At 56.5% G+C, this 14,894-nt stretch carries 13 protein-coding genes and 1 pseudogene; 12 read left to right on the forward strand and 2 right to left on the reverse strand.

The features are described from left to right. Positions 1–80: 80 nt before the first annotated feature. Both JL015_RS10945 and JL015_RS10950 read right to left on the reverse strand, forming a co-directional pair. Positions 81–734, reverse strand: a complete 654-nt coding sequence (locus JL015_RS10945; protein ID WP_201004606.1) for a flavodoxin family protein — start codon at positions 732–734, stop codon at positions 81–83. Further along, positions 734–1,573 carry an SDR family oxidoreductase gene (locus JL015_RS10950; protein ID WP_201018485.1) on the reverse strand — a complete coding sequence of 280 codons (840 nt, stop codon included), beginning with the start codon at positions 1,571–1,573 and terminating at the stop codon, positions 734–736. The genes JL015_RS10945 and JL015_RS10950 overlap by 1 nt, the downstream gene beginning before the upstream one ends. A 317-nt stretch (positions 1,574–1,890) precedes the next feature. On the opposite strand from JL015_RS10950, the gene JL015_RS10955 reads away from it, so the two are divergent. The 12 genes and pseudogenes from JL015_RS10955 (at position 1,891) to JL015_RS11010 (ending at position 14,760) form a co-directional block, all read left to right on the forward strand. After that, positions 1,891–2,637 carry a YkgJ family cysteine cluster protein gene (locus tag JL015_RS10955; protein WP_201018486.1) on the forward strand — a complete coding sequence of 249 codons (747 nt, stop codon included), beginning with the start codon at positions 1,891–1,893 and terminating at the stop codon, positions 2,635–2,637. Positions 2,638–2,817: 180 nt separating this feature from the next. After that, a complete protein-coding gene (locus JL015_RS10960) occupies positions 2,818–3,909 on the forward strand; it encodes an NADH:flavin oxidoreductase/NADH oxidase (RefSeq protein ID WP_201018487.1) in 1,092 nt (363 codons plus the stop codon). Between the two features lie 113 nt (positions 3,910–4,022). Next, the gene (locus tag JL015_RS10965; protein ID WP_201018488.1) at positions 4,023–4,544 is read left to right on the forward strand and encodes a DUF2255 family protein; all 522 of its coding nucleotides are present in this window, start codon (positions 4,023–4,025) and stop codon (positions 4,542–4,544) included. Between the two features lie 225 nt (positions 4,545–4,769). Further along, positions 4,770–5,258, forward strand: a complete 489-nt coding sequence (locus JL015_RS10970) for a (2Fe-2S)-binding protein (protein ID WP_201018489.1) — start codon at positions 4,770–4,772, stop codon at positions 5,256–5,258. After that, entirely contained in the window at positions 5,255–6,247 is a 993-nt protein-coding gene (locus tag JL015_RS10975) for an FAD binding domain-containing protein (protein WP_201018490.1), read from the forward strand. The genes JL015_RS10970 and JL015_RS10975 overlap by 4 nt, the downstream gene beginning before the upstream one ends. Next, positions 6,244–8,634 carry a xanthine dehydrogenase family protein molybdopterin-binding subunit gene (locus tag JL015_RS10980; protein WP_201018491.1) on the forward strand — a complete coding sequence of 797 codons (2,391 nt, stop codon included), beginning with the start codon at positions 6,244–6,246 and terminating at the stop codon, positions 8,632–8,634. Before JL015_RS10975 ends, JL015_RS10980 begins: the two co-directional genes overlap by 4 nt. Positions 8,635–8,637: 3 nt before the next feature. Next, positions 8,638–9,606 carry an XdhC family protein gene (locus tag JL015_RS10985; RefSeq protein ID WP_201004592.1) on the forward strand — a complete coding sequence of 323 codons (969 nt, stop codon included), beginning with the start codon at positions 8,638–8,640 and terminating at the stop codon, positions 9,604–9,606. A gap of 71 nt (positions 9,607–9,677) precedes the next feature. After that, positions 9,678–10,013: pseudogene (locus JL015_RS10990) on the forward strand (helix-turn-helix domain-containing protein); the annotation flags it as partial. 37 nt (positions 10,014–10,050) lie between these two features. Next, complete coding sequence (locus JL015_RS10995) at positions 10,051–10,548, forward strand: heme-degrading domain-containing protein (protein ID WP_201004590.1); 498 nt, start codon at positions 10,051–10,053, stop codon at positions 10,546–10,548. A 280-nt stretch (positions 10,549–10,828) separates the two neighbouring features. Then, complete coding sequence (locus JL015_RS11000) at positions 10,829–11,335, forward strand: sigma-70 family RNA polymerase sigma factor (protein ID WP_201018492.1); 507 nt, start codon at positions 10,829–10,831, stop codon at positions 11,333–11,335. Then, the gene (locus JL015_RS11005) at positions 11,335–12,273 is read left to right on the forward strand and encodes a FecR domain-containing protein (RefSeq protein WP_201018493.1); all 939 of its coding nucleotides are present in this window, start codon (positions 11,335–11,337) and stop codon (positions 12,271–12,273) included. The genes JL015_RS11000 and JL015_RS11005 overlap by 1 nt, the downstream gene beginning before the upstream one ends. Before the next feature lie 72 nt (positions 12,274–12,345). Next, positions 12,346–14,760: a TonB-dependent receptor gene (locus JL015_RS11010; RefSeq protein WP_201018494.1), complete on the forward strand. Its 2,415-nt coding sequence runs from the start codon at positions 12,346–12,348 to the stop codon at positions 14,758–14,760. The last annotated feature ends 134 nt before the right edge of the window (positions 14,761–14,894 follow it).

Raw genomic sequence — 14,894 nt, forward strand, 5'->3', positions numbered from 1 at the left:
TAAACCTCATAGAATTCGAGAACCCGATGCTTGGGCATTTCGTTACGATTCAGCGCCTGTCGTGGTTATAGCGTGAGATATCAATACTTTTTCTCCAGGAGGTTCTGAACAGAATCAAGCAGTTCGGCTCGGCTCATTTGCCAGAAAAACCGACCACGCCTGATGAACTCCTGATAAAGGAGGTGACCGCCACGCGATTCAATCAGTTGTGAAAACTTATCGATTTCTTCCGACTTGAATCGGCTGTTGCCGGTCATGATCAACACCACTTCCTTTCCAGAAAGATCTCTATCCCTGACAAAAGTCCACAGCGGTGGTGCAGGACGGAACATCCAGGTAGGCGACACCAGATAAATGCGTTTTGCAGACTGAATATCAACCGCTTCAACTTCGATTTCAGGAAAAGCCTCAGCCTCGGCGTCTGCTATCGCTTTGCGTTGTCCCTGAAAGCTCAATGGGTAATTCGCGTTGATCCTGGCGATTGGCGTATTGAGCCGCGTTGCCACTTCGTGCGCGACGGCTTCCGAATGCCCGGAACGGGAGTAGTACACAACAACATACTCATGGGGTACGTCGGCAGTGGCCTTGAATCCAGGGCTTCCCACATAGGTTTGATCCTTCACCGCCATAGCGGTGAAAGCACTCAGGCTCACGACAACTGCGACTAATGCCAGAGCAATCACGTAGCGATGACTGAGGCTTTTTTTCGCAGGATCACCTGGTTTCCCGGCCACTAATCGTCATGCGCCAGAGAGGATGACAGCGTACGATGTGCATTGGCCTGTTCGAGCATGAGTCTGGCTTTGGCCTCAAAAGCTTCCAATGCATCTGTACCGCCCACGAAACGAGAAGGTGGGGTTGCACTGCCGGCAAGGGTGACAATAGCCAGCGCGAGTTTTGCTGGATCTCCCACTTGCTTACCGCTCATGCCACTCAACACAGTGACCGTTTCACGTGTTTTTTCCGCATAGTCCTCAATAGTGGGCTCGACAAATGTCGTCGAGTCTCTGGTCAGTAGTTCTGTCCGGAAAAAACCAGGCTCCACGAGCATTGTCTTGATCCCAAACGGCTCAACTTCGGGTGCCAGAGATTCCATCCATCCCTCCACGGCGAACTTACCGGCGGCATAGGCACTGCAGAACGTCCCCCCGACAATTCCGGCGGTTGAAGAAATAGTCACGACGGTGCCAGAGCGTTGTTTACGCAGTACAGGGAGGACCGCGCGAGTAACGTTCATCGGTCCGAACAACAATGTTTCGATCTGACTGCGAACGTGCTCTTGGGTAAGCTCCTCGAAAAATCCAGCGTAAAAGTTACCCGCGTTATTGATGAGTACATCGATCTTGCCGAACTTTTCAATGGCCAGCGCGACGGCTGCTTGTGCATCTTCAGGTTGGGTGATATCCAGTTTCACCGTGAGCAAATCCGGGTGGCTTCCCACTGCAGTTTCTACCTTTTCAGCGTCACGCCCGGTAGCAACCACCGCGTATCCTGCCGCCAATGCAAACTTGGCCAGGTGAACGCCCAGGCCTCTGCTGGCACCGGTGATGAGCCATACACTTTTCTGCGTCATTTGATTTTCCTCGCCTTCAGGGTAAGGGAGCGCCAGGCTTCAGGTCTGAGACATCCCCTCGTTTCATACTTATTCTCTCGCCAAGGCAGCGTTGAGGGGTTGCAGACTTCGTTTGAAATATTGCCTAAAACGACGAATAGCAGAGTGATGCAGGAAAACTTCGCGTATTGCATACGTTGTAACTAATTGTAAGTAATTGGAACGAGCAAGTATTGCCGCGAAATGGGCAACAGTGTGATCAGGCAGCTCATACATACTCCGCCAAACGTCAATCAAGGTGTTTGGACGCTTTATCGCGTCGTCGGGCGAGTAAATGTATGGGGAATAATGAAGTACGCTTTGCCTGCAATACATGTGGCGTGTGTTGCAAGGGCCGTCTGGTTCCTCTCACGCTGGGTGAGGCCAGGCGCTGGCTGGAAAGAGGGCATGAGGTCGCGGTGCTACTGGAGGCTTTTGACGAGTTTCACTGGCCTGGTGAGTCCGACAGATTCAACCATAATGCGGGTCGTTCAGTTCCGGTTGAAAGCGGTAGTCATCAGATTAATGTGACCCCGATTTTTGCAGGTAATGCACTCACTCAATGCCCTAATCTGGATGACCAGAATCGTTGCGGTATTTACGAAGAGCGCCCGTTGGTTTGCCGAATTTATCCGTTGGAAATATCACCCTTTATTGCCTTGGATCCCGCCAAGAAGATTTGCCCCCCCGAGGTATGGGAAACCGGAGAAGTCATTTTCTCTGATCGCGTTACTGATCCTGTGGTGCTCGATCAGATCAATGAGTCCAGGCGCTCTGACAGGAATGATGTCGGGGCCAAAGTGGCTATTTGCGAATCGATGGGAATGACCGTTGCTGCCTGGAAGGAAGACGCGCTGGCGGTTTATCTGCCTCTCGGGGATGAGTTGAAGACTGCTATTGAGCGATTTGACCTGGGGCAGAGCAAGCCGGGCGAAGTGCATTGGCGGGTGCATATTGAGAACGAGAATTTGCGAGAAACACTTATCAAGCGTGGGGCTCACGTCGATAGTGGAGATTCGCCCGACTATATTTTTTATAAGTTGTAGCGCGGGAATAGATGCTCGAGGTGTGCATTTAAAACCCGGCTGATATACGCCAAGAGGCAGAGGAGTATTGCCCATCTGAAAGCGCATCATTTTGTGCAGTCTTTCGCTTCTATCAGGCAAATAATGAATACACCTTCATGGCCATAATTTGCTCATTCTGATCAATAAGCGGATTAACTCATGAGCTCGTTATTTTCACCTTATACATTGAAGGACGTCACACTACGCAACCGCATCGTGGCATCACCCATGTGTCAGTACCAGGCCGTAGAAGGGGCGTTGAATGGCTGGCACAGGACCCACTACGAGGCATTGGCAAAAGGCGGAGCCGGTCTGGTCGTGGTTGAAGCGACTTCAGTCAATCCTGAGGGCCGTATCACACCGGGCGATGCGGGGATCTGGAGTGACGATCACGTTACCGGTTTTGCGGAAGTTGCCTTGTTAATCAAGAACGCCGGAGCAGTGCCCGGTATTCAACTGGGTCACGCAGGGCGCAAGGCTGGATGTACGCCACCCTGGGTGGGAGGGCATCCACTTGAAGCGTCAGACCCGCAGCACTGGCAGCCTGTGTCATCGAGTGCTCTTCCTTACGTCCCTGACTCCTCTTACCTCCCTGACGAGCTGACGGTCGAAGGAATTCAAAGCATACAAGAAGATTTTGCGTCCGCCGCTGCGCGTGCTCACCGTGCCGGTTTCGAGTGGCTGGAATTGCACTTTGCACACGGTTTTCTCGGCCAAAGCTTCCTGTCTCCCAAGACAAATGTTCGCACTGACGAATACGGCGGATCGTTGCCCGATCGAGCGCGTTTCCTGCTCGAAATTGTCGCGGCGGTCAAGCAGGTCTGGCCATCAAATCTTCCGCTGACGGTCCGTTTCGGAACGGTCGACTTTGGGGAAGACCTCGAAGCATCAATGGCAGAGTCGATTCAGGTTCTCCAATGGCTGCAGGAAGGCGGCGTGGATTTTGTGGACTGCTCGCTTTCCCTGGCTGTGCCTGGCGAGCCAGTGCCATGGGGTCCCAACTTCATGGTGCCGTTTGCCGAGCGTGTGCGTGCCGAGACGGACCTGCCCGTCGGTACGAGCTGGATGATTACCGACGCCCATGAGGCGGATGGATTCATTCGTTCCGGCTCCCTGGATCTTGTGTTCTTTGCACGGACGCTGTTGGCAAATCCTCACTGGCCATTCCAGGCAGCACGTGCGTTGGGTATTCCTGATCCGGCTTCAGTGTTGCCGACACCCTACGCTTACTGGCTGCAGAACTGGGGCTGAATGATTCTGCCGAGCGCTCCTGCCTGAATGAATGGGCAGGACGCTCTCGATAAATGAGTCATTTGTCTTGTGCCTGATTTATAGGCTGTATCTCAAACCCGGAGAATCATTAGATGAGCAAGTCTGTTTCATACATCAAAGAAGCCAGCGCCTCATTACTCATTGCGGGTGCGCTTGTATTTTCCAGTCTGAGCGTTGCCGATGGTGCTGCGGTTGTATCGGCTCCGGCTGCACCGGACAAAGCTGCGACGTCCTACTTGAGCGTTTGGCGTGGCGACGATCTCAATCGCATCATCAAGGCAGATGACCTCAAGATTTCTCCGTTTCGCGAGGATGGCGTGACTTACGGAACGCCCACCTGGATATGGTGCGTGGAAGTGGATGGCAACCTCTATGTGCGTGCGTACCACGGCAAGGCATCTTCCTGGTACAAGGCTGCCATTCGTGAAAAGGCCGGGCGCATCATCGCGGCTGGAATGACCCGCGATGTAAGTTTTGAAGGCGTTGACGGTGCTATCAATGAGCGAATTGATCAGGCCTATCGCGCCAAATACAGCAGCAGCCCTTATCTCGCGGACATGATCAGCGATCAAGCGAAAGGCGCAACGGTAAAAATCTCTCCCAAGGCATCCTGATGTCTTCTAAGGCGCTACTTCTAAATGCTGAACCCATCATTTCGGGCAGTCATTTTTCTTGAAATGTATTGTTACGAGCAGCCTGGGTCTCTAGCAATTAATTGGATTGGGCAATAAACGCATTTTTTCCGGCAAATCTGCCTGGGGCTGGCCAACCATACTTGATCGCAGAATGGCGCCTGATGAGTGGGTGCAGCGCTTTCGGATATTATTGGAGAGGCCATCATGGCAGACCGCAACAGACTTCAGCTCACCATCAACGGTGCACCTCAAGCCTTTGAGCTTGATCCGCGCACGACGTTGCTGGATGCGCTTCGCGAGCATGCATTTCTTCCCGGTACCAAGAAAGGTTGCGACCAGGGTCAGTGCGGTGCTTGCACGGTTCATGTCGAGGGTGAGCGGGTTTTGAGCTGTCTGATGCTTGCGGCTCAGGTCGCAGGTCGTGATGTGACGACCATTGAAGGCTTGGTCAAGGCGGACGGCACGCTGCATGCCGTGCAGGCTGCTTTCGTTGAGTTTGATGCGTTTCAGTGTGGCTACTGCACGCCGGGACAGATCATGTCCGCAGTGGCCTGCATCCGCGAGGGGCATACAGGGTCTGATGACGAGATCCGCGAATACATGAGCGGCAACATCTGCCGGTGCGGTGCCTACCCACATATCGTCACGGCAGTACGCACTGCGGCGACACGCTTGCAGGGGGAAAAGGCATGAGAGCGTTTGACTATATTCGTGCCAGTGATGTCGCCCATGCGAGGCAAGAAGTCGTCTTGCCGGAAACCCGTTTTCTGGCCGGTGGGACAACACTCCTTGATCTGATGAAATGCGGCGTGGAGCGTCCTGCCCGGCTGGTCGATATCGGCCAACTGGACGGCCTGAATGCTATCAGTGTCAGTGCCCGCAAGATCAATATCGGGGCTTTGGCGAAGATGAGTCATGTTGCCGCCAATCCTCACATTCAGGCTCAGGCACCTGTACTCAGCGAGGCTCTCTGGCGCGCTGCGTCTCCCCAACTGCGGAACATGGCCACGATTGGCGGCAATCTGATGCAGCGCACGCGATGCACTTATTTTCGTGACCCCAGTGCTTATCCTGAATGCAATAAACGTAATCCAGGTTCTGGATGCGCGGCGCTGAACGGGTTCAATCGCAACCATGCCGTGCTGGGAGCAAGTGATGGATGTATTGCCATCTATCCTGGCGACTTTGCAGTGGCGTTGGTTGCATTTGATGCCAAGGTTTTGATTCGGGGTGCAAGCGACCGTCAGGTGCTTGCCGAAGACTTCTACCGGTTACCTGGCGCACGCCCGGATATTGAGCACGATCTTTCAGGCGGCGAGATGATTATCGGCATTGAGGTGCCTGTGGTCGCCGCCCTCAAACGCTCCCATTACCTGAAAGTGCGTGATCGCGCCTCCTATGAGTTCGCTGCTGCAAGCGCTGCTGTCGGGGTCGAGTTCGAGGACGATGGCAAAACCATCAAGGATGTCCGCATTGCTATGGGCGGGGTCGGTACCAAGCCTTGGCGTTCACGTGCTGTAGAGCAGGCTTTGGTGGGTAAATCATTCACCGAAAAAGTGATTCGTGAGGCCGTCCGACACTCCGTCAACGGCGCTCAGGCCCGTGAGCACAATGGCTTCAAGATAGTTCTGGCACCTCGCGTCGTTGCGCGAGCACTGATGACCGTTGGAGGTCTGGTATGAGCGATCTCTTCAACCCCAGGGTTTATCGCCGGACACTGCTCAAGACCGCTGCTGCGGGCTCAGCTGTCGCGTATACCGGCCTTGCGCTCAACCCTCTGACGGGGGAGGCAGCGCCGCTGATGGAGAAGGAGCGAAATGGTTCGCTGGGTGAGCGTGCATCTCGGCAAGACGGCGGCCTCAAGGTAAGAGGGGAGGCCCGTTATGCCATTGAACAGGCCATCGAAGGAATGCTTTACGGCGTTGCAGTGCAATCGACCATTCCCGCAGGCCGCATCACTGCAATTGATGTCAGCAGGGCTGAAAATGCGCCGGGGGTGATTGCCATTTATACGCATCTAAACCCGCTCGCCATTCAGCCAGCCACCCCATTCATCAAGGGTGGCTCTGCCACTGAAAATTTCACGCCCCTGCAGGATGATCTGGTGCGCTGGAATGGCCAGCATATTGCTCTGGTAGTGGCGCAAACGTTCGAGCAGGCGACTGAAGCTGCGAATCTGGTCAAGGTCACTTACGAGCAAACGACAGCCATCATCGACCCGGATGATGCGCGTGCGAAACCCCAGCCTGTCGATGACCTGCAGGCAAAGTGGGGAGACGCGCCTGCTGCCCTCGCAGCGGCAGCGGTCAAGATCGAGGGTATCTACACCACACCACGTGAGTACAACGTTCCGATGGAACCCCATGCCTGCATCGCTCACTGGGACGCCGATAAACTCACGGTCTATGAGTCGAGCCAGTGGGTAGGTGGTGCGCGTAATGTCATTGCCCAGTGGATGGGGCTTGAGATGGCCAAGGTGCGAGTCGTTTCACCTTTTGTGGGGGGAGGGTTCGGTTGCAAGGTTGCGCCCCATCCTCATGTCGCCATGGCCTGTGCCGCGTCAAAGGTATTAGGTCGCCCCCTGAAAGTTTCGTTGACGCGCCCTCAAACGTTTACAAGCTTTGGTGGCCGGCCCCGGACAAGTCAAAAGCTGGCGTTGGGAGCAACCCCGCAAGGCACGCTGGTTTCGGTCGTGCATGAAGGCTGGAATGAGACCGCCATTGATGACACGCACCTGGAACCCAGCACATCGGTGACCGCACTGATGTATGCGACTCCCAATATGCTCGCCCGGCACAGCATCATCCCTGTAAACACTGTCAATCCTGGCTGGATGCGTGCACCTGGCGAAAACATCAGCACCTATGCGCTTGAAACTGCCATGGATGAGCTGGCCGTTGAGCTGGGTCTTGATCCGATCGAACTGAGGCTGCGTAACTGGGCGTCCCAAGACCCGAAAGCCAATGTTCCCTGGACGACACGGCGTCTTAGAGAAGGATACGCAGCCGGTGCAAACGCATTCGGTTGGGCCAACCGTAACCCGAAGCCACGCTCGATGCGTGAAGGTCGCGAGCTGATTGGCTGGGGCATGGCCGCAGGAACCTACCCTGTGTGGCGAACGCCTGGGGAAGCGAAGATCATCATCCATCGCGATGGCCGGATAGAGGTCCTGAGCGGCGGTACCGATCTGGGGACGGGCACCTACACGATTCTGGCGCAAACAGCCGCCGAAGTACTCGATGTACCGACCAGCGCGGTCAAGGTCAGCCTCGGCGATACTGATTTGCCACGGGCTTCGGTCGCGGGTGGTTCGCAGCTTGCCAATAACCTGACAGGCGCTGTTTACAAAGCGGCGAAAGTCGCTCGTAGCGAGATGCTGCGAGTCGCTACAACTGACCCGAAATCGCCTCTGCACGGGATGGATATCTCAAACCTGGTATTCAAGAACGGGCGCATCAAACCTTCACAGAGACCAGGCGACGGTATCGCGTTGGGTGACCTGCTGAAAGCGATTGGCAAAGAGCGATTCGAGATATCAACCGACACCTTCAAGGCAGGTGCCACCGAGGCCGATCGTGATGCTGCCGCCCACGGTTTCAGCCAAATGCTGCCTGCGACTCATGGCGGGGTGTCCGCTCACAGCTGGGGTGTCCATTTCGTCGAGGTTCGAGTGGACGAAGACTTCGGTACGGTCAAGGTCAAGCGCATGGTGGCAGCGTTCGACAGTGGCAGGGTGTACAACCCTAAGCTGGCGGAGAGTCAGTGGATGGGCGGGATGATCATGGGAATCGGGCAGGCCCTTTTTGAAGAGGGCCACATTGATCGCCGAGACGGCCGCATTGTCAACGCAAGCCTTGCTGACTACGTTGTTCCCGTGAATGCCGACATGCCTGAAATCATCACTATCGATGTCGGCATACCTGATCTGCAGGCAAGTGCCCTGGGCGGCAAGGCCGTGGGTGAGCTTGGGATCGTGGGAGTAGCTGCTGCCATTGGCAACGCGGTGTATCACGCAACCGGAAAGCGCATTCGTGATCTCCCTTTTACCCTTGATAAGCTGCTCGCCTGATCCATGAACAGTCTAGATCTTCAGGTTGTTCAACAGGCATCGACTTGGCTGGAACAAGGCCAGGGTGTGTGGCTGTGTACTGTCCTCTCAACGTTTGGGTCTGCGCCTCGTGGGCCGGGCGCCATGCTTGTGGCGCTGGCGCAAGGAGGGTCCTGCGGTTCACTGTCAGGCGGGTGTGTGGAGGAAGACTTTCTGGAGCGACTGGGTCGCCACGAGTTCGAGCCTCACAGCCAGATCATTCGATACGGGGAGGGCGGGTTTACTCCAAACCTGCAGTTGCCGTGTGGCGGCGTGCTTGATGTTCTCGTTGAGTATTTCGAGGCTGACTGCTCCAGGCGTGAGTATTTCGCGAGGCTTGAACAGGCTCTGCATGGACGTCAGTTAATCGTGCGTCGTGTCATTCTGGGGACGCGCGATGCCTACATGGAAAACGCTGACATGGAGTGCGCGCCGGTCACCGTTGAGCCTGGGCAAGTGCGGTTGAGGGTCGGGGCCGTTCGACGGCTTTTGATCGCAGGTTTGTCACCCGTGGCTGAGTTTTGTGCCAGTTTCGCGGTTGCGTTGGGCTACGAGGTCATCGTGTGTGATCCGCGTGCCGAAGTGATATCGACTTTCCGGATGCCAGGTGTCGCACTGTTTGAAATGCTGCCAGCGACCTACATCGCTCAAGGCGGCTGTCACGCATCAACGGCTGTCGTCGCGTTGACCCACGATCCTCGTCTGGATGACCTGACGCTGATGGAGGCAGTAAGGACGCCTGCATTTTACATCGGGGCAATGGGTTCGCGGCGAACCAGCGAAAAACGTCTTGAGCGCGTGAGGCGCATTGGAGGGCTGGACGATGAGGGTATCAACCGCATCCATGCACCCATCGGGTTGAATCTGGGCAGCAAGACACCTGCCGAGATCGCGCTGGCGGTCATGTCCGATATCGTTCGGGTGAGTAATGGGATCAGCAAAAACGTACTCTAGTGGCGCATCGGGGAAAATCATGAATTCAGCTTTCAAAGATGTTTGCACTGTCACTGGTAGTGCACGCCTGGCTGGACGATCCGTGTTTGATAAACGCTCTCGCGCCGCTCATTGTCGAGGAAATAGTCGTGCGTCTGTTGAACGGGCCCCATAGCCTTCAATTGCTGCATATCGTAAGTGCCGGCTCACCCAGTCACCTTCGGGCGGCTACGGGCATGAGCCCATTGCAGTATCAGAAGCAGCTCAGGCTCCAGGCGGCGCGGCAAATGATGTTGAGCCAGAATGTGGATGCCAGCAGCGCCGGTGGACTTGTCGGCTATGAAAGCTCCTCTCAATTCAGTCGTGAGTACAGTCGCCTGTTTGGTGAACCTCCTCAGCGTGATATCAAACGTATGCGGTTGCAGTAGAGCAGATCTACCACTTTAGACGCAGGACTCGGAGTTTATGGACAGTGAGCAACAGGAAGACCTGCGACGTATCGTCATTCAGGAACAACGTCTCCGGCTTAAAGCCTTCGACAAAGCGGCTGCATGGGAGCTTGGCCTCAGATTGAAGACCCTGTGCGAAGAAGCAGGGGTAAGCACTACGATTGAAATCAGACTCGCTCGCGAGACCGTGTTTTTTTACTCGATGCCCGGAACGGCTTCGAGCAATGCTGACTGGGCTCGCCGTAAACGCAATGTGGTGGAATTGATGGGGCAGAGTTCTTATCGGGTGGGCCTGTCATTTGAAGACGGTCATTCGCTGGAGGCTTCCATGGGGCTTCCACCCGCCGATTATGCATGCCACGGTGGCAGCTTTCCCCTGCACGTCGAGGGTGTTGGATTCATTGGCGTCGTGACAGTGTCAGGCCTGCCTCAGAGGCAAGACCATGCGTTAGTCGTCAGGGCGCTTGCCGAGATGTGTGGTGTTGAGCTTGCGGACGTGGCACTGACACCGTGATCGGAAATGTTGCGCTCAAGCAGCACAGCACCAGGACGGGTGGCTGGTTTAATGCCGATCAGTTCAGGCACAAACAAAACGTGTGGGAAGTCGCCAGCAAGCTGCCTCCCACAAAGTGACACATTCATCAGTGACTCACATGGAGTCGTCAATAAATCCCATCTGCTCAGCGTATGTCGAGCGCTTGCTCCTGAAGGCCGGTCTGGATAAACGCTCCGGCCTTGCATTGATATGAGAATCATTATCAATTATTATCGCCGCTTCTTTCGGGAGGCAAGTCGTGGGCGAGGATCGTATAGGGCTTCTCTATGCAGAGCACAATAACTGGCTGACGGGCTGGCTTTATCGTCGTCTGGGTTGCACCAGCCAGGCGGCGGATCTGGCGCAGGATACTTTCCTGCGCATCCTCACTTCACAGCGTAGAACCGGCGAAACCCTGACCCTGGACCGCCCACGGGCCTATCTGGCGACGGTGGGGCAGCGGCTGGTTTGCGACTATTTCCGTCGCCAGTCCCTGGAGCGGGCCTATCTCGACATGCTCGCCACAATGCCCGAGGCTTTTGCCCTGTCGCCTGAAGAGCAATGGCAGATGCGCGAAACCCTGTTCCAGCTCGATGCCTTGCTCGACCGTTTGAAGCCCGTCGTGCGTGCGGTATTTCTACTGGCACAGATCGATGGCCTGACCTATGTGCAGATCGCCCGGCAGTTGGGCATTGGTGAGCGCACAGTCAAGCGCCATATGGCCACTGCCTTTGAAGCCTGCATCCTGAGCGATGTAGCGTTTTAATGTCCGCGCAGGCCCCGATCAGTCGTGACGTCGCACGTCAGGCCGCCCATTGGCTTGTGCTGATGCATGAGCAGCCACTGAGCCTGGCTCAACAGCAAGCTTGCGCGCGATGGCGCGCTATCGATCCCGAGCATGAGCGCGCCTGGCAGCGCGTGCAGCATGTGCAACAACAGCTCGGTGGCCTTCCGCCCGCGCTTGCCATGGGCACCCTCAATCGCGAACGACGTCAGGCCTTGAAGACGCTGCTGGTATTGGCTGCCATCGCACCCGCTGGCTACCTCGGCTACCGCTTTGGCACCGAGCAGGGCTGGATGGCTGACTATCGCACCCGCGTAGGCGAACGGCGGCAACTGACACTCGCGGACGGAAGTGTGGTCGACCTCAACACCGACAGTGCCATCGACGTGCAATTCGATGCCGGGCAGCGGCTGATCCGACTGGTGCGTGGGGAGATATTGATCAGCACCGGCATTGACGCTGCTCGACGTCCTTTGCGAGTGGCCAGTGAACAAGGGCTCATGGAGCCTTTGGGGACGCGCTTCAGTGTGCGCCAGCTCAGTGGCACTACACAGCTGGCGGTTTTGCAAGGCCGGGTTCGGGCAACGCCTGCGCACACCGCGTCACAGGTTGTAGAGGCCGGCGAGCAAGTGTCTTTCAGCGCAGATGCCTTCGGCCCTTTACGTCCTGCCAGCGAGCTGGCTACACGCTGGACGCAAGGCGAACTGGTGGCCGATAACTTGCCGCTGCGCGATTTCCTTCAGGAACTGAGCCGCTATCGCCCCGGTCGGCTGCACTGTGACGAAAGCGCATCAGCCTTGCGTATCAGCGGTGGTTTCCAGCTCGACAACAGCGACGCCATCCTCTCCGCGCTGCCGATCACCCTTCCGGTTACGGTGAGTTATCGAACCCGTTATTGGGTGACGGTGAGCAAAGCGTGATTTTTTGGCCCGTTTTTTTGCGGCGTCCGTCCTTAGTAGTGAATCTGTAATCACCAAAGGACATTTTGCTCCATGACCCATTCTCGTATCCTGCGCGCGGCCACACGCAACACGCTCGCACTGTCATTGCTGACCTTTGCTTTGGCCGCTCAGCCGCTGCGTGCCCAGGCAGACGGAGAGACCCGGCATTACAGCGTTCAGGCCGCGAGTCTGTCCCAGGCGCTGGCCGGTTTCAGTTCGCAGGCGAAAATTACCGTGCAATTCGCCCCGGAGCTGGCTCAGGGCTTGAGTTCACCGGGATTGGAGGGCGATTACAGCGCAGAGCAGGGCCTCGCCAAACTGCTGGCGGGTTCCGGGCTTGGGGCTGTGCAACTGGGCGATCGGGTTTATGGATTGGTTAAAGTCAGTACCGAGGCCGGCACGCTGACGATGCCCAATGTCGATATCAACGCCCGCACCACGGTCGAGGGTTCTGAAGCCGCAGGCTATGTGAGTGAAAACATCAGTAATGTCGGCGCTCTGGGCGGCATGAAACTGCAGGACACGCCTTACTCCATGAGCGTGACTTCCCAGGCGCTGCTCAAGAACATGCAGGCCACCTCGACCGACGACGTATTCAAACGTAATCCCTTCGCCCAGCTTTACTCCCCGAAAACCGCCGGCTACGCCAGTGCTATCACCATTCGGGGTTTCGGCGGTTCTTCAAGCCTGAACATCGCCAACGACGGCCTGCGTTTCAGCACACTGGCCGATGGCGGCAACTTCATCGAAGACACCGAGCAACTGGAAGTGGTCACCGGCCTCACCGGTTTCCTGTATGGCCCGGCGTCTCCCGGCGGGTTGGCCAACTACGTGCTCAAACGGCCGACCTATGAGCGCTACAACAGCGTCACACTCGGCAATGCGGGTGGCGAAAACTACTACCTGCACGGCGACTTCGGTGGCCCGATCGATAGCGAAGGCAAATTCGCGTACAGACTCAACGTCCTGACTCAGGATGGCGAAACCGCAATCGACCTTCAAAAGCGTCGTCGGCAGATGGTCAGCCTGGCACTGGACTGGAACGTCAGCGACGACCTGCAGATCCAGTTCGACGCCTCTCACAAGGAAAGCCAGACTCGCGGCCTGACCAGCTATTGGTTCTTCGCCAACGAAGCGTATCGCCCAAGCGCTTCATCACTGGATACCGACAAGCTGTACAGCCAGAAATGGGCCTTCTCCGACAACCAGACCGACAAAGCAGGCGTGCGGGCCAAATGGCGCCTGAACGACACGTTCAGCCTGCGTGCAGCTTTTGCCGCACAGCAATACACCCAGGAATACACTTACACCGGCCCGCAGATCGATGCGCCAGGCGTGTATACACAGCCGCTGTATGCTTTTGCCCCTCTGGAAACCCGCGAGTACTCAGGCTATCTGTTTCTCGACTCGTTGTTTGCAACCGGCCCGCTGGACCACAAGTTGACGCTGGGTTATCAGGGCAATACCGCGCGCACCCTGATGTACACCGACCATACCCCGAGCCAGCAACAGAGTTCGGTGACCGGCACCGCCGTATCGCTCAGCCAGCAGCCGCAGGTGAGCAAGCCGGGTTATTCGATTGGTCATGGTGCCCAGCACCTCTCCAGTACCAGCGACACCCACAACCTGTTGATCGGCGACATCATCACATTCAACGAACAGTGGTCGACCATCCTCGGTGCAACCCACACCCAGATCATTGCCTACACCAACAACTTCGCCACTACGACCACCACGCCGCGCAAGACCGAATATGACAAGAGCCTGACCTCACCCAGTGTGTCGCTGATCTACAAGCCAGTGCCCTGGCTGACCACCTATGCCACCTACATTGAAGGTTTGCAAAGTGGCAGCGTCGCACCCGCCAACGCAATCAACGCCGGGACCGCCCTGGCGCCGCAGATCAGCGAACAATACGAAATCGGAGCCAAGGCCAGCCTCGGCGACACGCTGGTGACGCTGGCGCTGTTCAACATCGAAAAGCCCAACGCCTTCCGCAACACGGCTCGTCTTTACGTTGCAGATGGCCTTCAGGAGAACAATGGCCTGGAGTTCAGCGTGACCGGCAAGGTTACCCCGCAACTGACGCTTGTCAGCGGCCTTACCCTGCTTGACCCCGAAGTGAAAAAGAGCTCCACCTCGGCAAACGACGGCAACTCGCCCATCAACGTGGCCAAACAACTGGCCAAGGTCTATGCCGAATACGACATTGCCTCCCTACCAGGCTTTGCCGTGACCGGCGGCGCGTTCTACACCGGCAAGCAATACGCCGACGAGGCCAACAACTACACCTTGCCAGCCTTCACCACATTCGACGCCGGAGCCCGCTACCGCCTGCCGCTGGGCGACAACAGCCTGACCCTGCGAGCGAACGTGAGCAACCTGACGGACAAGAAGTATTGGCTCAATACCAGCTATCTGGGGGATCCGCGGACTGTGGCTTTTTCGGCGCAGTTGGAGTTTTGATAACCCTGCAATCACAGGTACATGACGCTGGCAGTGGTAGCTTCAAAGTATACGGCTGAGGCTACCTTGCTATGTCAATGCAGATCGCAACATATTGGAGGTTCTTTCCATCCATCAGGGAGTGGTGTGAGTAT

It is taken from the genome of Pseudomonas cichorii, from assembly GCF_015471405.1.
Taxonomy (GTDB): Bacteria; Pseudomonadota; Gammaproteobacteria; order Pseudomonadales; family Pseudomonadaceae; genus Aquipseudomonas; species Aquipseudomonas serbiensis.

Excerpts from the sequence above, each read along its gene's own strand:
- JL015_RS10950 (WP_201018485.1), bottom strand. The coding sequence starts at position 1,573 with ATGACGCAGAAAAGTGTATGGCTCATCACCGGTGCCAGCAGAGGCCTG.
- JL015_RS10955 (WP_201018486.1), top strand. The coding sequence starts at position 1,891 with ATGGGGAATAATGAAGTACGCTTTGCCTGCAATACATGTGGCGTGTGT.
- JL015_RS10960 (WP_201018487.1), top strand. The coding sequence starts at position 2,818 with ATGAGCTCGTTATTTTCACCTTATACATTGAAGGACGTCACACTACGC.
- JL015_RS10965 (WP_201018488.1), top strand. The coding sequence starts at position 4,023 with ATGAGCAAGTCTGTTTCATACATCAAAGAAGCCAGCGCCTCATTACTC.
- JL015_RS10970 (WP_201018489.1), top strand. The coding sequence starts at position 4,770 with ATGGCAGACCGCAACAGACTTCAGCTCACCATCAACGGTGCACCTCAA.
- JL015_RS10975 (WP_201018490.1), top strand. The coding sequence starts at position 5,255 with ATGAGAGCGTTTGACTATATTCGTGCCAGTGATGTCGCCCATGCGAGG.
- JL015_RS10980 (WP_201018491.1), top strand. The coding sequence starts at position 6,244 with ATGAGCGATCTCTTCAACCCCAGGGTTTATCGCCGGACACTGCTCAAG.
- JL015_RS10985 (WP_201004592.1), top strand. The coding sequence starts at position 8,638 with ATGAACAGTCTAGATCTTCAGGTTGTTCAACAGGCATCGACTTGGCTG.
- JL015_RS10995 (WP_201004590.1), top strand. The coding sequence starts at position 10,051 with ATGGACAGTGAGCAACAGGAAGACCTGCGACGTATCGTCATTCAGGAA.
- JL015_RS11005 (WP_201018493.1), top strand. The coding sequence starts at position 11,335 with ATGTCCGCGCAGGCCCCGATCAGTCGTGACGTCGCACGTCAGGCCGCC.
- JL015_RS11010 (WP_201018494.1), top strand. The coding sequence starts at position 12,346 with ATGACCCATTCTCGTATCCTGCGCGCGGCCACACGCAACACGCTCGCA.